This window comes from Paraburkholderia nodosa (assembly GCF_001718195.1).
Lineage (GTDB): Bacteria > Pseudomonadota > Gammaproteobacteria > Burkholderiales > Burkholderiaceae > Paraburkholderia > Paraburkholderia nodosa_A.
On record NZ_MCNV01000009.1, the window covers coordinates 150,405 to 168,282 of the forward strand.

Below are 17,878 nucleotides of genomic sequence, written 5' to 3' on the forward strand. Positions count from 1 at the left end.
CCGCGCGCCGCATTGCCATTGATGGCGCCGTATTCCGCGGGTAATAGCTGTCTTGAGTAAGGGGCAGTTTGCGTGCTATACTCTTCGGCTAAGTCGCTTCCCATATCTTTCGGATTCGCGTTCGGAGTTCGTGGAAGTGGCTGAATCCGCCGTTGCCGCGGAGCGCTTTGCCAAAAACGCATTTTGGCGGGTGCGCGAAGAACATTCGGAAGCATCTTCTTCAGGCAGCACACTCGCAAGCCGGCGCACCCAGGGTGTCGGGCGCGTCGATCTCCGGAAATGGGAGGGCGCACCGATACGGCAGCCGGCTTCAGACCCAAACCCTAGCGGAGAATTTCTCATGGCAGTTACCATGCGCCAAATGCTGGAAGCCGGTGTCCACTTCGGTCACCAAACGCGCTTCTGGAACCCGAAGATGGCCCCCTTCATCTTCGGTCATCGCAACAAGATTCACATCATCAACCTCGAAAAGACGCTGCCGATGTACAACGACGCGCTGAAGTACGTGCGTCAACTGGCAGCGAACCGCGGCACGATCCTGTTCGTCGGCACGAAGCGTCAATCGCGCGACACGATCGCCGAAGAGGCACAACGCGCTGGTATGCCGTTCGTGAACGCACGCTGGCTCGGCGGCATGCTGACCAACTTCAAGACGCTGAAGGTTTCGATCAAGCGCCTGAAGGACATGGAAGCAGCCGTGGAAGCGGGCGAGCTCGAGAAGATGAGCAAGAAGGAAGCGCTCCTGTTCGAACGCGAAATCGCCAAGCTGCAGAAGTCGATCGGCGGCGTGAAGGACATGGGCGGCATTCCGGACGCGATCTTCGTGGTCGACGTCGGCTACCACAAGATTGCCGTGACGGAAGCGAACAAGCTGGGCATCCCCGTGATCGCCGTGGTCGACACGAACCACTCGCCGGAAGGCATCGATTACGTGATCCCGGGCAACGACGACGCGAGCAAGGCTGTTGCGCTCTACACGCAAGGCGTGGCTGACGCGATCCTCGAAGGCCGTGCGAACGCGGTCAACGACGTGGTTGTCGCTGCGCGCGGCAACGACGGCGACGACGAGTTCGTCGAGGTCAACCCGGAGGCGTAAGCTGCCCCGTGTCCGGCAAGAAAAGGGGGCTTTCCATAGGCCCCTTTTTTTTAAGCCGCGACTTTCGTCGCCGCGTCATATGAGCGGCACCGTAGCCCTGTAGAAGCAGCTGTAAAAAAGCGTTTCACCGCAGGCGGAAACGGAAACGAATTTCTGCCGGCCGCGTCGAAAGGCGGGCGGCGTGTACCAGACAGACTCAAGGAGCGAATGATGGCGGCAATTACCGCAAGCATGGTGGCAGAACTGCGCGCGAAGACCGACGCGCCGATGATGGAATGCAAGAAGGCGCTGACGGAAGCCGACGGCGACCTCGCGCGTGCCGAAGAACTGCTGCGCGTGAAGCTCGGCAACAAGGCCAGCAAGGCCGCTTCGCGCGTCACGGCTGAAGGCGTGATCTCGTCGTTCATCGGCGGCGGCGCTGGCGCGATCGTCGAACTGAACTGCGAAACCGACTTCGTTTCGAAGAACGATGACTTCATCGGCTTCTCGAAGAAGATCGCCGAACTCGTCGCCACGCAAAACCCGGCTGACGTCGCCGCTCTGTCGGCGCTGGCGCTGGACGGCTCGACGGTCGACGCAGTGCGCCTCGCACTGGTCGGCAAGATCGGCGAAAACCTCTCGATCCGCCGTTTCGCGCGTTTCGAAACCGCCAACCAGCTGGCTGCGTACCTGCACGGCACGCGCATCGGCGTGCTGGTCGAGTACACGGGTGCCGACGAGCAAGTGGGCAAGGACGTCGCGATGCACATCGCCGCGATGAAGCCGGTCTCGCTGTCGTCGGACGACGTGCCTGCCGACCTGATCGCCAAGGAGCGCAGCATCGCCGAGCAGAAGGCTGCGGAATCGGGCAAGCCGGCTGAGATCGTCGCGAAGATGGTCGAAGGTTCGGTCCAGAAGTACCTGAAGGAAGTCTCGCTGCTGAACCAGCCGTTCGTTAAGAACGACAAGCAGACGATCGAGCAGATGCTCAAGGCTGCTGGCACGACGGTGCAGAAGTTCGCCCTCTTCGTGGTCGGCGAAGGCATCGAGAAGCGCCAGGACGACTTCGCTGCCGAAGTGGCCGCGCAAGTCGCTGCTGCAAAGCAGCAATAAAGATCGGTCAGCCCGTCTCGCCGCGCCCAGCGCGGCAGGCGGCGACTGCAGTTGTTGCAGCACCGCAGTTTGTTCAGTGGTAAGCCGTGGCGGAGCAATCCGCCGTGGCGGGCAGCGTAGCGGCGACGCGCATGGTAGTCCCCCGCCGTGCGCGGCGTCGGAAATCTTCGCTATTTCTGGCGGCGCTTGCCCGAAGCCGTATTTCACCCCTACAGTTTCAAGTTATTGCCCTTTGCGCGCGATCCTGGATACCTCCATGCCCACACCCGCCTATAAACGCGTCCTGCTCAAACTTTCCGGCGAAGCCCTGATGGGCGATGATGCCTTCGGCATCAATCGCGCCACGATCGAACGTATGGTGGCAGACGTGGCCGAGGTGGTGCGTCTGGGCACCCAGCTCGCAGTCGTGATCGGCGGCGGCAACATTTTCCGCGGTGTCGCGGGCGGCGCAGCCGGTATGGACCGCGCCACGGCCGACTATATGGGCATGCTGGCCACGATGATGAACGCGCTCGCGCTGCAGGACGCCATGCGTCACGCAGGCATCGAGGCGCGCGTGCAGTCGGCGCTGCGCATGGACCAGGTCGTCGAGCCGTACATCCGCCCCCGCGCGATTCGCCAGCTCGAAGAAGGCAAGGTCGTGATCTTTGCCGCCGGCACGGGTAACCCGTTCTTCACCACCGACACGGCTGCTGCGCTGCGCGGCTCGGAAGTCGGCGCCGAAGTCGTGCTGAAGGCCACCAAGGTCGACGGCGTCTATTCGGCCGACCCGAAGAAGGACCCGACCGCCACGCGCTACTCGACGATCAGCTTCGATGAGGCAATTGGCCGCAATCTGCAGGTGATGGACGCCACCGCGTTCGCGCTGTGCCGCGACCAGAAGCTGCCGATCCGGGTTTTTTCCATCGTCAAGCCGGGTGCGCTCAAGCGCATCGTTCTGGGCGAAGACGAAGGTACACTCGTCCACGTGTAAACTCTCGTTTCACGAGAGGTTCGAACACGGGCCGCGCCGCCCATCAGCGCGCCGGCGGGCCCGTTCCGTTATGAAGGTTCGGAGGTATCAAAATGGCTGTGGCTGACATCAAGAAGGGCGCCGAGCAGAAAATGCAGCGCTCGATCGAAGCGTTCAAGAGCGATCTGGCGAAAATCCGCACGGGCCGCGCCCATACCGGTTTGCTCGACCACATCCAGGTCGACTACTACGGCTCGCCCGTGCCCATCTCGCAGGTCGCGAACCTCACGCTCGTCGACGCGCGCACGATCGGCGTGCAGGCGTGGGAAAAGAAGATGGTGCCGGTCATCGAAAAGGCGATCCGCGAGTCGGATCTCGGCCTGAACCCGGCCACGCACGGCGACCTGATCCGCGTGCCGATGCCCGCGCTGACCGAAGAACGCCGCAAGGAGCTCACGAAGGTCGTCAAGAACGAAGGTGAAACGGCGAAGGTCGCCGTGCGCAACCTGCGTCGCGATGCCAACGAGCAGCTCAAGAAGCTCGTGAAGGACAAGGAAATTTCCGAAGACGACGAGCGCCGCGGCGGCGACGAAGTGCAGAAACTGACCGACCGCTTCGTGACCGAAATCGAAAAGCTCGTCCAGACGAAGGAAGCCGAGATCATGACGGTCTGAGGCCTCAGGCCTCCAGATTCGCCAGATTCCAGGCGGTTTCCCTTTCTTATCGCAGTTACAGTCCGACGGCCATGACCTATACCAGCTCAACCGTTCGCGTGCCCGACGTGGCGGCCGTGCCGCGCCACATCGCGATCATCATGGACGGCAATGGCCGTTGGGCAACCCAGCGGCGCCTGCCGCGCGTCGCGGGCCACACGCGCGGCGTCGACGCCGTGCGCTCGGTCGTCGAATCGTGCGTGCAGCGCGGCGTCGAATACGTGACGCTCTTCGCGTTCAGCTCCGAGAACTGGCGCCGCCCGACCGACGAAGTGTCGTTCCTCATGCGCCTCTTCGTCACTGCGCTCGAGCGCGAGGTGGCGCGCCTGCACGCGAACGGCATCCGCCTGCGCGTGGTCGGCGACCTGTCGATGTTCAATGAGCGCATCCAGGACCTGATTCGCCGCGCGGAAACCAAAACCGCGCGCAACACCCGTCTCACCCTCACGATCGCCGCGAACTACGGCGGCCGCTGGGATATCCTGCAGGCCACGCGCAAGCTGGTCGAGGAAGCCGCGGCCACGGGCCAGCCGGTTCCCGTCACCGAAGACACGCTGTCCCAGCATCTGGCCATGGCCTACGCGCCCGAACCGGATCTCTTCATTCGCACGGGCGGCGAGCAGCGGGTGAGCAACTTCCTGCTCTGGCAACTCGCCTACGCGGAGTTCTATTTCACCGATACGTTCTGGCCGGATTTCGACGCCGAAGCGCTCAGCCGCGCCATTGCCTCGTATGCGGAGCGCGAGCGCCGCTTCGGCCGCACGAGCGCGCAGGTCGTCGCCCAGAACGCCGATTCGCTTTCATGCTGAAGACCCGCGTCATTACGGCGCTCGTCCTGCTGGCAGTCTTCCTGCCGATCACGCTGTTCGCGCCTGTGGCGGCGTTCGGCGCGCTGATCGGCGTCGTGGTCGTCTTCGCCGCATGGGAGTGGGCGCGTCTGCTGAAGGCGGGCGCGACCGGCTCGATCGTCTACGCCGTGATCGCGGCGGCCGCCGTGGCGCTCAGTACGCGCCTGCCGGCGCCCCGGCCGCTCTTTCAGGCGGCGGGCGTGTTCTGGATCATTGCCGGCCCTTACGTGCTGCTGCGCAAGCCGGTGCTCGCCGCCGGCGCCTGGCGCGCCTTCCTGCTGGCCGCCGGGCTCGTCGTTTTCGCGGCCTGCTGGCACGCCCTGGTGGCCGCGCGCACGGCCGGCGTGGCGTTTGTTCTGTCCCTGTTGCTCGTGGTCTGGCTGGCCGATATCGGCGCATACTTTGCAGGTAAGGCATTCGGAAGGCATAAGCTTGCGCCTGCGATCAGCCCCGGCAAGACCTGGGAGGGCGCCGTGGGCGGCTGGGCCGCCGTGATGGTGGTGTCCGGAGCGGCAATCGCGCTGCACGCGTTCGAACCCACGCTGTATTCCGCGCTCGCCGCCCAGATCGGGCTCGGCCGTGCGCTTTTCGTACTTACCGTGCTGGTCGCGTTCAGCGTGATCGGCGATCTGTTCGAGTCGATGATGAAGCGCCAGGCCGGCGTGAAGGATTCGAGCGGGCTTCTGCCGGGCCACGGCGGAGTCCTCGACCGCATCGACGCACTGCTGCCCGTGCTGCCGCTCGCCATGCTGCTGCTCGGCTAAAGGCGTCTGGCCGGGACGCCAGGTTAGAGATTTGAATATGCAAAAACGACTCACACTGCTCGGTTCCACGGGCTCGATTGGAGACAGCACGCTCGACGTCGTCGCGCGTCATCCGCAACGCTTCTCGGTCTATGCGCTCACTGCGCATCGCAACGGCGAGAAGCTCGTCGAACAATGCCTGCGCTTCGCCCCCGAAGTGGCCGTGGTCGGCGACGCCGACACCGCCGCACAGGTCGAGCGCAAGCTGCGCGCGGCCGGCTCGAAGACCGTCGTGACCTACGGGCCGCAGGCGCTCGTCGAAGTCTCGAAGAGCGACGGCTGCGACACCGTGGTCGCGGCCATCGTCGGTGCGGCGGGTCTCGCGCCCACGCTCGCAGCGGCGAAGGCCGGCAAGCAGATCCTGCTCGCGAACAAGGAAGCGCTCGTGATGTCGGGCGACATCTTCATCGATGCCGTGTGCGACAGCGGCGCCGTTCTGCTGCCGCTCGACAGCGAGCACAACGCCGTGTTCCAGTGCTTCCCGCGCGAAAACGCCGAGCGCGACGGCGTCACGAAGATCATCCTGACCGCCTCCGGCGGCCCGTTCCGCACCCGCGAGCCCTCGACGCTCGTGAACGTGACGCCCGACGAGGCCTGCAAGCACCCGAACTGGTCGATGGGCCGCAAGATCTCCGTCGATTCGGCCACGATGATGAACAAGGGCCTCGAAGTGATCGAGGCGCACTACCTGTTCGACCTGCCGGGCGAGCGCATCGACGTGCTGATTCACCCGCAGAGCGTGATCCACTCGATGGTTTCGTACGCCGATGGTTCGGTGCTCGCGCAACTAGGCAACCCCGACATGCGCACGCCGATCGCGCACGCGCTGGCGTACCCGGACCGTGTCGATTCCGGCGTCGCGCAGCTGGATCTCGCGCAAATCGCGACGCTCACGTTCGAAAAACCCGACTACGCGCGCTTCCCGTGTCTCGCACTCGCGATGCAGGCATTGGCCGCCGGCGGCGTGGCGAGCGCGGCACTGAACGCTGCGAACGAAGTGGCAGTGGAGGCATTTTTGAACCGGCGCATCGGCTTCATGGCCATCGCCCAGACGGTGGATGCCGTACTGAACGCGCTCGAGAACCGCAATGCGTCGAGTCTCGAAGTCGTGCTCGAAGCCGACGCGGCGGCTCGCCGCGCGGCTCACACCATCATCGACAGCCTGCCGGTGCCGGCCTGACAGGTCAGCGAGGGGCTTGCGGAAGGGCCCTGGCGGCCCCTCTGGCACGCGAGCCTGACCTCGGGGCCGCTCCCGCACCGGTGCGCTGCTTCCAGCCCAGGAGGCGCTCATGAACCTGCTTACCGAACTGGTCGCATTCGTCGTGGCGATCGGCGTTCTGGTCGTCGTGCACGAATACGGGCACTACAGCGTCGCGCGTCTGTGCGGCGTGAAGGTCCTGCGTTTCTCGATCGGCTTTGGCCGGCCGCTCGTCCAGTGGGTCAGCAAAAAGAGCGGCACCGAGTGGACCATCGCAGCGCTGCCGCTCGGCGGCTACGTGAAGATGCTCGACGAGCGCGAATCGGCCGATCAGATTCCCGCAGGCGATTTGCCACATGCATTCAACCGCCAGTCGGTTGGCAAGCGCATTGCGATCGTCGCGGCGGGGCCGATCGCCAATTTCGTGCTGGCCATTGCGCTCTTTTCCGTGGTCTACGCGAGCGGGGTGACCGAGCAGAAGGCGATTGTCGCGGCGCCGCCCGCGCAAACGGCAGCGGCGCGTGCCGGCTTCCAGGGCGGCGAAACGATTCTTTCGGTGAGCGATGCAAACGGCAGCCGCACCGAGCCCGTGCGATCGTGGTCGGACCTGCGCTGGAAACTGCTCGCCACGGCGTTCGACCAGGGCCATGTCGTCCTTGCCGCGCGCGATGGCGAGGGCACCTACGATTTTCCGCTCGATCTCTCGCAACTGACCGGCAAGGATCTCGACGACGACTTCATGGCGAAGCTCGGCCTCGAGGCGGGCGGTAACACGCTCAAGGTGGCGGCGGTGGAGGCGGGTAGTGCGGCGCAACATGCCGGGCTGCAGGCGGGCGATCAGCTGCGCGCCGTCGATGGCCGACCCGTGGACAGCGCAAGCACTTTCATCGCCTGGGTGAAGGCGCGTGCGGGCAAGCCCGTGCGGCTCACGGTCGCGCGCGGCGACGCTTCCCAGCACGCGCAGCAGACGCTCATGCTCACGGTCACTCCCGCCCTGCAGCGCGACGCGCAGACCGGTGAGGAAGTGGGCCGAATCGGCGCGGCGCTCTCGGCGCAGGCGCCTTCCGTGGATGTGCGTTACGGGCCGCTCGAGAGCGTGCGGCTCGGTGCGTATCGCACGTGGGACATTGCGGTGTATTCGCTGAGGATGTTCGGCCGCATGATCACGGGCGAAGCCTCGCTGAAGAATCTGTCGGGCCCGGTGACGATTGCCGACTATGCCGGCAAGAGCGCGAGACTCGGTCCCTCGGCGTTCCTGTCGTTCCTCGCTCTCGTGAGCATCAGCCTCGGCGTATTGAATCTGCTCCCAATTCCGGTATTGGACGGGGGGCATCTGTTATATTATGCGGTTGAAGCCGTAACGGGCAAAGCCGTCTCGGACCGCTGGCAGCTCGTACTGCAGCGCGCGGGACTTGCCTGCATCGTCGCACTGTCGGCGATCGCGTTGTTCAACGATCTGGCTCGGTTAATCCATTTTTAAAGATGTCTGGCGGCGTCCGTGGGCGGGCCGCCTGACCTGATGCAGCTATACATAATTGGGGAAGCACGTTGTTTAGACCTCATCGCTTGGTTCCAAAAACGGTTGCGGCCGCGGCGATCGCCGCACATGGACTCGTTGCCCACGCAGCAACGACGCCTTTCGTGGTTCAGGACATCCGCATCGAAGGGCTGCAACGCGTCGAGCCGGGCACGGTGTTCGCCTACCTGCCGATCAAGCAGGGCGACACGTTCACCGACGACAAGGCGTCCGAGGCCATCCGCGCACTGTATGCGACGGGCTTCTTCAATGACGTGAAGATCGCCACCGAAGGCGGCGTAGTGGTGGTGCAGGTGCAGGAGCGCCCGGCCATCGGCACGATCGACTTCGCGGGCATCAAGGAATTCGACAAGGACAACCTCACGAAGGCGCTGCGCGCGGTGGGTCTCTCGCAAGGCCGCTACTACGACAAGGCGCTCGTCGACAAGGCCGAGCAGGAGCTCAAGCGCCAGTACCTCACGCGCGGCTTCTATGCCGCCGAGGTCACGACCACGGTCACGCCGATCGACCGCAATCGCGTCGGTCTGCTGTTCTCGGTGGTCGAAGGTCCGAGCGCGAAGATCCGCCAGATCAACTTCATCGGCAACAAGACGTACAGCAGCGGCACGCTTCTCTCGGAGATGCAGCTGTCCACGCCGAACTGGTTCTCGTGGTACACGAAGAACGACCTGTACTCGAAGGAAAAGCTCACGGGCGACCTCGAGAACGTGCGCTCGTACTACCTGAACCACGGCTACCTCGAGTTCAACATCGACTCGACGCAGGTCTCGATCTCGCCCGACAAGAAGGACATGTACCTCACCATCGGCATTCACGAAGGTGAGCCGTACAAGGTGTCGGGCATCCAGCTGTCGGGCAATCTGCTCGACCGTGAGGCCGAGCTCAAGAAGCTCATCAAGATCAAGCCGGGCGACACCTTCTCGGCTGAGAAGCTGCAGGCCACGACCAAGGCCATCGTCGACAAGCTCGGCGAATACGGTTACGCGTTCGCGACCGTCAATGCGCTGCCGCAGATCGATCAGGCGAACCACACGGTCAACCTCACGCTGCAGGTCGATCCGAGCCGCCGCGTGTACGTGCGCCGCATCAACGTGGTGGGCAACACGCGCACACGCGACGAAGTCGTGCGCCGCGAAATGCGCCAGCTCGAAAGCTCGTGGTTCGATTCGAACCGCCTCGCGCTCTCGAAGGACCGTATCAACCGTCTGGGCTACTTCACCGACGTCGACGTGACCACGGTGCCCGTGGAAGGCACGGCCGACCAGGTGGACGTGAACGTGAAGGTCGCTGAAAAGCCGACCGGCGCGATCACGCTGGGTGCGGGCTTCTCGTCCACGGACAAGGTGGTGCTCTCGGCGGGCGTGTCGCAGGACAACGTGTTCGGTTCGGGCACCTCGCTCTCGCTGAACGTGAACACCGCGAAGACGTACCGCACGCTAGCCCTCACGCAGGTGGACCCGTACTTCACGGTGGACGGCATCAAGCGCATTACCGACGTCTACTACCGCACGTACCAGCCGCTGTACTACTCGACCGATTCGAGCTTCCGCATCATCACGATGGGCGGCGACCTCAAGTTCGGCATCCCGTTCTCGGAAGTCGACACGGTCTACTTCGGCGCCGGCTTCGAGCAGGACACGCTCGACGTCGACTCGAACACGCCGCAGAGCTATATCGACTACGTGAACCAGTTTGGCCGCGTGTCGAACAACGTACCGCTCACGGTGGGCTGGTCGCGCGACGCGCGTGACAGCGCGCTCGTGCCGAGCAAGGGCTACTTCACGCAGGCGAACGCCGAGTACGGCACGCCGGTTGGCGGTACGCAGTACTACAAGGCCGATATTCAGGCGCAGTACTACTACTCGTTCGCGCGCGGCTTCGTGCTGGGCCTGAACTTCCAGGGCGGCTACGGTAACGGCCTCAGCGGCAAGCCGTACCCGATCTTCAAGAACTACTACGCCGGTGGTATCGGTTCGGTGCGTGGCTACGAGCCGAGCTCGCTGGGTCCGCGCGACAAGACGACGAACGACCCGATCGGCGGCTCGAAGATGCTGGTCGGCAACATCGAGCTGACCTTCCCGCTGCCGGGTACGGGCTATGACCGCACGCTGCGCGTCTTCACGTTCGTCGATGGTGGTAACGTCTGGGGCACGGAAGGCAACAGCATTGGCGCCAACGGCCTGCGTTACAGCTACGGTTTCGGTCTCGCGTGGATTTCGCCGATCGGCCCGCTGAAGTTGAGCCTGGGCTTCCCGGTGACCAAGCACACGGGCGACCAGTACCAGAAGTTCCAGTTCCAGATCGGGACGGCGTTCTGACGTATGTTTTGCCCGGCGATGGTTGCGCGCGCAGCGCACAGCGCCGGAATCCAGGAAACGAGAGGATGACTTTGCTAACGGGTATGTTTTCCAGACGGACGATCGGGGCGATGACCGTGTCGCTGGCGCTCCTCGGTTTTGGCATGGGCGTGGCGCAGGCGCAGGAAGCCAGGATCGCGGCGGTGAACTCCGATCGCATCCTGCGTGAATCCGCTCCCGCGAAGGCCGCGCAGACCAAGCTCGAAGCCGAGTTCGCCAAGCGCGACAAGGATCTGCAGGACATGGCGCAGCGCCTGAAGTCGATGTCGGATTCGCTCGACAAGAACGGCCCGTCGATGGCGCCGACCGATCGCGCGTCGAAGCAGCGCGACCTGTCCGCGCTCGACAGCGACTTCCAGCGCAAGCAGCGCGAATTCCGCGAAGACCTGAACCAGCGCCGCAATGAGGAACTGGCTGCGGTGCTCGATCGCGCGAACAAGGTGATCAAGCAGATCGCCGAGCAGCAGCATTACGACCTGATCGTGCAGGAAGCGGTGTACGTGAGCCCGCGCATCGACATCACCGACCAGGTGCTGAAGGCGCTCGCAGCGAATAGCGCGGGCGGTAGCAGCAGCAACTAAGGCAACGAAAAGCAACTAAGGCAGGAGCAGCACGCGCATGGCATTTACGCTTGAGGACATCGTCGGGCGGTTCGGCGGCGAGGTGGTGGGCGATGCGACGCAACGCGTCAGTTCGCTGGCGCCGCTCGACCAGGCTGGTCCGCAACAGCTCGCGTTCCTCGCCAATCCGAAGTATCTCGCGCAGGTCGAGACGACCCGGGCGGGCGCGGTGCTCATCAGCCCCGGCGACCTCGAGAAGCTCGCATCGCGCGAAGGACGCAACTTCATCGTCACACCGAATCCGTATGCTTACTTCGCGCGTGTCGCGCAGGCGTATATCGACCTCGCCGCGCCGAAGGCGCAGCCGGGCATCCACGCCAGCGCCCACGTCGACGCGAAGGCCCAGGTTGCCGCGAGCGCGGTGATCGGCCCGAACGTCACGGTCGAAGCGGGCGCCGTGATCGGGGAAAACGTACGGCTCGACGCGAACGTCTTCATCGGCCGCGGCACCCAGGTGGACGAGGGCTCGCACCTGTATCCGGGCGTGACCGTCTACCACAGCTGCAAGCTTGGCCCGCGCGCCATCGTGCATGCCGGCGCCGTGATCGGTTCGGACGGCTTTGGTTTCGCCCCCGATTTCACGGGCGAGGGCGCCGCGCGCACGGGTAGCTGGGTCAAGATTCCGCAGGTGGGCGGCGTGGCCATCGGGCCGGACGTCGAGATCGGCGCGAACACCACGATCGACCGCGGCGCGATGGCCGATACGATCATCGAAGAATGCGTGAAGATCGATAACCTCGTGCAGATCGGCCACAACTGCCGGATCGGCGCGTACACGGTCATCGCGGGCTGCGCCGGCATTGCGGGCAGCACGACGATCGGGCGTCATTGCATGATTGGCGGCGCGGTGGGCATCGCGGGGCACGTCACGTTGGGCGACTACGTGATCGTCACGGCGAAGTCGGGTGTCTCGAAGTCGTTGCCGAAGGCTGGCATCTATACGAGCGCTTTCCCGGCGGTCGATCACGCCGACTGGAACAAGAGCGCCGCGCTGTTGCGTAACATCGACAAGCTGCGCGACCGTATCAAGGCGCTCGAGGCGGCGGTAGCCCAGAAGCCGCAGGGCGAATAAGAAAGCAGTATCGAGGTAGCGGGCGGCGTGTCGCGGGAGCGGCGCGCCGCTTTGCGTCGCGGACGACCAGACTGGCCGCCCCGGGGCTGCCCGCCCGGGGCAATACGCATGCACGGGAGCGCGGGCGTGGCGCATACTTCGCGTCAGCGCGGGCGTGTTTGGTCCGGCGCCTCGAATATCGAAATCGAAAGTCACACGCGCAATTCCTGCGTGAGCAGAACCACCATGAACATCGAAAAACTCAACTTCGACATCCACAAGATTCTCACGCTGCTGCCGCACCGCTATCCGTTCCTGATGGTGGACCGGGTCATCGAACTGGAGCCGCACAAGAGCATCAAGGCGTTGAAGAACGTGACGGTCAACGAGCCCTTTTTCACGGGACACTTCCCGCAGCGTCCGGTCATGCCCGGCGTGATGATTCTCGAGGCGCTGGCGCAAACCGCCGCGCTGCTCACGTTCTCGGAGGAGGAGCAGGACTTCGAGAATACGCTGTACTACTTCGTGGGCATCGACGGCGCGCGCTTCAAGCGCGTGGTCGAGCCGGGCGACCAGCTCATCCTCAACGTGACGTTCGAGCGCTACATGCGCGGCATCTGGAAGTTCAAGGCGGTGGCCGAAGTGGAAGGCTCCGTGGCCTGCGAGGCGGAACTCATGTGCACCGTCAAGAAAATGGACGCGGCGCAATAAGCAGCGCCGCCGCATGCCGCAGCGCCCTTGACCTCGAGGCGCCGGCGCACGGAAACAGAATCGGAGAGCGAGGACGAATGAGCAGGATCCATCCCACTGCGGTCGTCGAGTCGGGCGCGCAGATCGACGAATTGGTCGAAATCGGACCGTTCGCGGTCATCGGTGCGAACGTCACCATCGGTGCACGCACGAAGGTCGGTTCGCATAGCGTGCTGGAAGGCCACACGACGATTGGCGAAGACAACACGATCGGCCACTACGCGTCGATCGGCGGCCGTCCGCAGGACATGAAGTACAAGGGCGAGCCCACCAAGCTCGTAATCGGCAGCCGCAACACCATCCGCGAGTTCACGACGCTGCATACGGGCACGGTGCAGGACACCGGCGTCACGATCATCGGCGACGACAACTGGATCATGGCCTACGTTCACGTCGGCCACGACTGCCGTCTGGGCAACAACGTCATCATGTCGAGCAACGCGCAGCTCGCGGGCCACGTGTTCGTCGAAGACCACGCGATCGTCGGCGGCATGACCGGCGTGCACCAGTTCGTGCGCATCGGCGCGCATTCGATGGTCGGCGGCGCCTCGGCGCTCGTGCAGGACGTGCCGCCGTTCGTGATCGCCGCCGGCAACAAGGCGGTGCCGCACGGCATCAACGTCGAAGGTCTGCGCCGTCGCGGCTTTTCGGCTGACGCGATTTCCGCGCTGCGCTCGGCGTATCGCACGCTCTACAAGAACGGGCTCTCGCTCGAAGAGGCGAAGGTGCAGCTCGCCGACCTCGCGCAAGCGGGCGGCGACGGCGACGTGCACGTGAAGGCGCTGCTCGACTTCGTCGAGCAGTCGCAACGCGGCATCATTCGCTGATCGATGGCGCTGCAAACGCGTCCGCTGCGCCTCGCAATGGTCGCCGGCGAGCCGTCCGGCGACCTGCTTGCGTCGTCGCTGCTTGCAGGTCTCAAAGCCCGCTTGCCCGACACTACGCAGTACTACGGAATCGGCGGGCCGCGCATGATGGCCGCCGGCTTCGATGCGCACTGGCCGATGGAAAAACTTTCGGTGCGCGGCTACGTCGAGGCGTTGCGGCATATTCCCGAGATTCTGCGCATCCGCAACGAGCTCAAGCATCAGCTGCTGGCCGAGCCGCCTGACGCCTTCATCGGCGTGGACGCGCCTGACTTCAACTTCGGCCTCGAGCACGCGCTGCGCGACGCGGGTATTCCGACCATCCACTTCGTCTGCCCGTCGATCTGGGCGTGGCGCGGCGGTCGCATCAAGAAGATCCAGAAGGCTGTGGATCACATGCTCTGCGTGTTTCCGTTCGAAACGGCGCTCCTCGAGAAGGCCGGGGTGGCGGCATCGTACGTGGGCCATCCGCTCGCCGACGAGATTCCGCTCGAACCGGACATGCCCGGTGCGCGCCGCACGCTGGGCCTGCCGGAAAGCGGCCCGGTGATCGCGGTGCTGCCGGGCAGCCGCCGCTCGGAAATCAACCTGATCGGGCCGACCTTCTTCGACGCGATGCAGATCATGCAGCGGCGCGAGCCGACGCTGCGTTTCGTGATGCCGGCGGCAACGCCGGCCATCCACGCGCAGCTGCAGGAACTCGCGAACGCGCATCAGGGTCTCGCGCTCACGATCATCGACGGCCAGTCGCAACTCGCCATGACGGCCGCCGACGCAATCCTCGTGAAGAGCGGCACGGTCACGCTCGAAGCGGCGCTGCTCAAGAAGCCGATGGTCATCTCCTATAAGGTGCCCTGGCTCACGGGGCAGATCATGCGCCGTCAGGCTTACCTGCCGTACGTGGGCCTGCCGAACATTCTCGCGGGGCGCTTCGTCGTGCCGGAAATCCTGCAGCACTTCGCGACGCCGGAGGCGCTTGCCGACGCGACGCTCACGCAGTTGCAGGACGAGGCAAACCGGCGCACGCTGACCGAGGTGTTCACGCAGATGCATCTGACCCTGCGCCAGAACACAGCGGAGCGCGCGGCCGAGGTGGTCGCGAGCATCGTCGAAGGCCGAAAGGGGCGGGCATGAGCGAGGGCACGATCAAGCGCACGGCCAGGCGCACGACAGCGCCGGCGGAGAAAAAACCGCCGTCGCAGGCGGCGCTCAAGCTCGCCGCGCGTCGCAAGGCGGCGCGGCAGGCCGGACTGCTGTTCGAATCGCCGGACGACGTGATCTGCGGCGTGGACGAGGCCGGCCGCGGGCCACTCGCCGGGCCCGTGGTTGCCGCGGCCGTGATTCTCGATCCGGCCCGGCCGATTCGTGGGCTCAACGATTCGAAGGTGCTGACGGCACAGGCGCGGGAAACGCTCTACGAGCGCATCGTCGAACGCTCGCTCGCGTGGTGCGTCGCATCGGCGAGCGTCGAGGAAATCGACACGCTCAACATCCTGCACGCGACGATGCTGGCGATGCGGCGCGCGGTCGAGGGCTTGAGCCTCGTGCCGACGCTCGCGAAGATCGACGGCAATCGCTGCCCGGTGATGCCGGTGCGCAGCGAGGCAGTGATCGGCGGCGACGCGCTCGTGCCGAGCATTTCGGCGGCGTCGATCGTAGCCAAGGTTATGCGCGACCGCATGCTGATCGATCTGCACCAACGCCATCCGTATTACGGTTTCGACGCCCATGTGGGCTACGGCACGCCGCAGCACCTCGAAGCGTTGCGCGTACATGGTCCGTGCGAGCATCACCGGCGCTCGTTCGCGCCCGTGCGCGACGCCTACGTGCTGCACGGCATCGTCCTGCCCGACGCTTCGACCGTGGTCAGCGACGCCGCCGGCCTCGAAGAAGACGACGCCTTCGCGCCGCTGCCTTGAGCCGCCGCTGACGGCGTCTCGCGCGAGCCGGCGCCGTCTCGCACGGTGCCGGCGCAGCCGTTTTTCTATCTCCCGATTCTCATTTGACACGCCTGAGCCGCCCGTGAAAGCCATTACCTCGCGCGACAATCCGCTCTACAAGCGTCTGAAGGCGCTCGCCGGCTCGACGCATCAACAGCGGCGCAGCCATCAGGCCTTGCTCGAAGGCTTCCATCTCGCGAGCGCGTGGCTCGACGGCGGCACACAGCCCGAGTACTGCGTCGTGACCGAAGGCGCGCTCGCGCACGAAGAAGCGCAGGCGATCGTTGCCCGCGTCGACGAGCGCCGCGTCATCACACTGCCCGATGCACTCTTCGGGCAGCTCTCGAACGTCGTGCACGGCGTAGGGCTGCTACTGCTCGTCGATATGCCTGAAGCGCCGTTGCCCGAACGCGTTGCATCGACGTGCCTCGTGCTCGACGGATTGCAGGACGCCGGCAACGTCGGCTCGATCCTGCGCAGCGCGGCGGCCGCCGGCATCGACAGGGTATTCTGCACGCCGGGTACGGCCTATGTGTGGTCGTCGAAGGTGCTGCGCTCGGCAATGGGCGCGCATTTCCTCTTACAGGTGTTCGAGAACGTGGAGGCCGAAGCGCTCGTCGAGATGCTCGGCGTGCCGGTCGTCATCACCGATTCGCACGGCGCGCAGGCGATCGACGAGGCCGATCTCACGGGCCAGCTCGCGTGGGTGTTCGGCAACGAAGGAGCGGGCGTCTCGCAGGTATGGCGCGACGCGGCCGCGCTGCGCGTGACGATTCCGCAGCCGGGCGGCATGGAGTCGCTCAACGTCGCGGCGGCGGCGGCGGTGTGCGTGTTCGAGCAATGCCGGCAGCAGCGTCACGCACGTTGACACTCGCGCCGGAGAGCAATAAAAAAGCCCGCTCAGATGCGGGCCTTTTCGTTTCTGGCCGGGCGTTTCAATACGACGGCTTGTCGATGCGGATTTCCTGCAGGATCGTGGTGGCGATTTCCTCGATCGACTTGTGCGTCGACGAGAGCCACTTGATGCCTTCGCGCCGCATCATCGCCTCGGCTTCGTTGACCTCGTAGCGGCAATTTTCCAGCGCGGCGTACTTGCTGCCCGGGCGCCGCTCGTTGCGGATCTCGGTCAGGCGCTGCGGATCGATCGAGAGGCCGAAAATCTTCGTGCGATGCGAAAGCAGCGCATTCGGCAGCTTGCCGCGCTCGAAATCGTCGGGGATGAGCGGGTAGTTCGCGGCCTTCACACCGTACTGCATCGCGAGATACAGGCTCGTCGGCGTCTTGCCGCTGCGCGACACGCCAACGAGGATCACGTCGGCGTCGGCGAGATTGCGGTCGGACTGCCCGTCGTCGTGCGCGAGGGAGAAGTTGATCGCCTCGATACGGTTCTTGTATTCGTCGGTGTCGGCGTTCTGGTGGCCGCGGCCCATGGCGTGGCTCGACTTGAGCTCCAGCTCCTGCTCGAGCGGTTCCACGAAGGTCTGGAACATGTCCATCACGAGCGCATTCGCGCGCTTGACGATCTCGTTCGAGTTGCTGTCCACGAGCGTCGTGAACACGATCGGACGGCGGCCTTCCTGCACGGCGGCTTCGTTGATCTTCTCGGCGGTCGAGTAGGCCTTTTCGGACGAATCGACGAAGGGCACGCGCACGAGGCGGAATTTCTGGTCGAACTGCGACAGGATCGAATGCGCGAAAGTTTCGGCAGTGATCCCGGTACCGTCGGAGACGATGAATACGGTAGGCGGCATCGGTTGAGGCTGGGTACGTGAGCTGCAGGGCCGCTCGGGACAGGCTTGGGCGCCCGGAAAGCCCCGTCCGGCGGGACCGAGGGGCAATTCTCGCCGACTGGCACAAATTCGAGAGTCGGCACGGTAGAATAGCGGCAACCTGTTGGATAAGCAATTGCAGTGCAACCGCGCCAAACCGCCGCCTATCGCGGTGCATTCTGGTGTCAATTTGCAGCGATTCCGTCTAACTTTATGTAATCGCCCGCATCTTCGTGCTTTTCCATTGAATGGAAATTCGCTCGGCTCTTGAGCGATTGCTTCTCCA

17 protein-coding genes are annotated in these 17,878 nt (G+C 64.6%); 16 read left to right on the plus strand and 1 reads right to left on the minus strand.

From position 1 onward, the window contains the following. The first annotated feature begins 340 nt into the window (after positions 1–340). The 16 genes from rpsB to BFD71_RS17855 all read left to right on the plus strand — a co-directional run bounded on the left by rpsB (position 341) and on the right by BFD71_RS17855 (position 16,691). A complete protein-coding gene (gene rpsB / locus BFD71_RS17780) occupies positions 341–1,096 on the plus strand; it encodes a 30S ribosomal protein S2 (RefSeq protein ID WP_069265616.1) in 756 nt (251 codons plus the stop codon). A 210-nt stretch (positions 1,097–1,306) separates the two neighbouring features. Continuing rightward, positions 1,307–2,188 (plus strand): translation elongation factor Ts, encoded by an 882-nt coding sequence (gene tsf, locus BFD71_RS17785; RefSeq protein WP_069265617.1) that lies wholly within the window; start codon positions 1,307–1,309, stop codon positions 2,186–2,188. A 256-nt stretch (positions 2,189–2,444) separates the two neighbouring features. After that, positions 2,445–3,161 carry a UMP kinase gene (pyrH, locus tag BFD71_RS17790; RefSeq protein ID WP_028204061.1) on the plus strand — a complete coding sequence of 239 codons (717 nt, stop codon included), beginning with the start codon at positions 2,445–2,447 and terminating at the stop codon, positions 3,159–3,161. Between the two features lie 92 nt (positions 3,162–3,253). After that, positions 3,254–3,814: a ribosome recycling factor gene (frr, locus tag BFD71_RS17795; protein WP_069265618.1), complete on the plus strand. Its 561-nt coding sequence runs from the start codon at positions 3,254–3,256 to the stop codon at positions 3,812–3,814. A gap of 71 nt (positions 3,815–3,885) precedes the next feature. Then, the gene (locus BFD71_RS17800) at positions 3,886–4,662 is read left to right on the plus strand and encodes an isoprenyl transferase (protein ID WP_069265619.1); all 777 of its coding nucleotides are present in this window, start codon (positions 3,886–3,888) and stop codon (positions 4,660–4,662) included. Further along, a complete protein-coding gene (locus tag BFD71_RS17805) occupies positions 4,656–5,465 on the plus strand; it encodes a phosphatidate cytidylyltransferase (RefSeq protein WP_069265620.1) in 810 nt (269 codons plus the stop codon). The genes BFD71_RS17800 and BFD71_RS17805 overlap by 7 nt, the downstream gene beginning before the upstream one ends. A 37-nt stretch (positions 5,466–5,502) precedes the next feature. Continuing rightward, on the plus strand, positions 5,503–6,684 hold the full coding sequence (locus tag BFD71_RS17810; RefSeq protein ID WP_042265799.1) for a 1-deoxy-D-xylulose-5-phosphate reductoisomerase: 1,182 nt from the start codon (positions 5,503–5,505) through the stop codon (positions 6,682–6,684). Positions 6,685–6,793: 109 nt separating this feature from the next. After that, complete coding sequence (gene rseP, locus BFD71_RS17815; RefSeq protein ID WP_069265621.1) at positions 6,794–8,182, plus strand: RIP metalloprotease RseP; 1,389 nt, start codon at positions 6,794–6,796, stop codon at positions 8,180–8,182. A 68-nt stretch (positions 8,183–8,250) separates the two neighbouring features. After that, on the plus strand, positions 8,251–10,557 hold the full coding sequence (bamA, locus tag BFD71_RS17820; RefSeq protein ID WP_069265622.1) for an outer membrane protein assembly factor BamA: 2,307 nt from the start codon (positions 8,251–8,253) through the stop codon (positions 10,555–10,557). Between the two features lie 71 nt (positions 10,558–10,628). Next, a complete protein-coding gene (locus tag BFD71_RS17825) occupies positions 10,629–11,177 on the plus strand; it encodes an OmpH family outer membrane protein (protein WP_141710716.1) in 549 nt (182 codons plus the stop codon). Positions 11,178–11,214: 37 nt separating this feature from the next. Then, positions 11,215–12,288 carry a UDP-3-O-(3-hydroxymyristoyl)glucosamine N-acyltransferase gene (gene lpxD, locus BFD71_RS17830; protein ID WP_069265624.1) on the plus strand — a complete coding sequence of 358 codons (1,074 nt, stop codon included), beginning with the start codon at positions 11,215–11,217 and terminating at the stop codon, positions 12,286–12,288. A 225-nt stretch (positions 12,289–12,513) separates the two neighbouring features. Beyond that, positions 12,514–12,978 carry a 3-hydroxyacyl-ACP dehydratase FabZ gene (gene fabZ, locus BFD71_RS17835; protein WP_028204052.1) on the plus strand — a complete coding sequence of 155 codons (465 nt, stop codon included), beginning with the start codon at positions 12,514–12,516 and terminating at the stop codon, positions 12,976–12,978. Positions 12,979–13,055: 77 nt separating this feature from the next. Continuing rightward, positions 13,056–13,844 carry an acyl-ACP--UDP-N-acetylglucosamine O-acyltransferase gene (gene lpxA / locus BFD71_RS17840; protein ID WP_069265625.1) on the plus strand — a complete coding sequence of 263 codons (789 nt, stop codon included), beginning with the start codon at positions 13,056–13,058 and terminating at the stop codon, positions 13,842–13,844. 3 nt (positions 13,845–13,847) lie between these two features. Beyond that, a complete protein-coding gene (gene lpxB / locus BFD71_RS17845) occupies positions 13,848–15,017 on the plus strand; it encodes a lipid-A-disaccharide synthase (protein WP_069265626.1) in 1,170 nt (389 codons plus the stop codon). Continuing rightward, positions 15,014–15,802 (plus strand): ribonuclease HII, encoded by a 789-nt coding sequence (rnhB, locus tag BFD71_RS17850; RefSeq protein WP_083245318.1) that lies wholly within the window; start codon positions 15,014–15,016, stop codon positions 15,800–15,802. The genes lpxB and rnhB overlap by 4 nt, the downstream gene beginning before the upstream one ends. Positions 15,803–15,905: 103 nt before the next feature. Then, positions 15,906–16,691 (plus strand): TrmH family RNA methyltransferase, encoded by a 786-nt coding sequence (locus BFD71_RS17855; protein WP_069265627.1) that lies wholly within the window; start codon positions 15,906–15,908, stop codon positions 16,689–16,691. 67 nt (positions 16,692–16,758) lie between these two features. On the opposite strand, the gene ppsR is transcribed toward BFD71_RS17855, so the two are convergent. Further along, positions 16,759–17,574, minus strand: coding sequence for a posphoenolpyruvate synthetase regulatory kinase/phosphorylase PpsR (gene ppsR / locus BFD71_RS17860; RefSeq protein ID WP_028204047.1), 816 nt, complete (start codon positions 17,572–17,574; stop codon positions 16,759–16,761). Positions 17,575–17,878: the final 304 nt, after the last annotated feature.

Bases quoted from the DNA above. Each gene is read 5' to 3' on its own strand.
- BFD71_RS17805 (WP_069265620.1), top strand. From the start codon at position 4,656: ATGCTGAAGACCCGCGTCATTACGGCGCTCGTCCTGCTGGCAGTCTTC.
- rpsB (WP_069265616.1), top strand. From the start codon at position 341: ATGGCAGTTACCATGCGCCAAATGCTGGAAGCCGGTGTCCACTTCGGT.
- fabZ (WP_028204052.1), top strand. From the start codon at position 12,514: ATGAACATCGAAAAACTCAACTTCGACATCCACAAGATTCTCACGCTG.
- tsf (WP_069265617.1), top strand. From the start codon at position 1,307: ATGGCGGCAATTACCGCAAGCATGGTGGCAGAACTGCGCGCGAAGACC.
- frr (WP_069265618.1), top strand. From the start codon at position 3,254: ATGGCTGTGGCTGACATCAAGAAGGGCGCCGAGCAGAAAATGCAGCGC.
- lpxB (WP_069265626.1), top strand. From the start codon at position 13,848: ATGGCGCTGCAAACGCGTCCGCTGCGCCTCGCAATGGTCGCCGGCGAG.
- rseP (WP_069265621.1), top strand. From the start codon at position 6,794: ATGAACCTGCTTACCGAACTGGTCGCATTCGTCGTGGCGATCGGCGTT.
- lpxD (WP_069265624.1), top strand. From the start codon at position 11,215: ATGGCATTTACGCTTGAGGACATCGTCGGGCGGTTCGGCGGCGAGGTG.
- lpxA (WP_069265625.1), top strand. From the start codon at position 13,056: ATGAGCAGGATCCATCCCACTGCGGTCGTCGAGTCGGGCGCGCAGATC.
- ppsR (WP_028204047.1), bottom strand. From the start codon at position 17,574: ATGCCGCCTACCGTATTCATCGTCTCCGACGGTACCGGGATCACTGCC.
- BFD71_RS17800 (WP_069265619.1), top strand. From the start codon at position 3,886: ATGACCTATACCAGCTCAACCGTTCGCGTGCCCGACGTGGCGGCCGTG.
- BFD71_RS17810 (WP_042265799.1), top strand. From the start codon at position 5,503: ATGCAAAAACGACTCACACTGCTCGGTTCCACGGGCTCGATTGGAGAC.
- rnhB (WP_083245318.1), top strand. From the start codon at position 15,014: ATGAGCGAGGGCACGATCAAGCGCACGGCCAGGCGCACGACAGCGCCG.
- pyrH (WP_028204061.1), top strand. From the start codon at position 2,445: ATGCCCACACCCGCCTATAAACGCGTCCTGCTCAAACTTTCCGGCGAA.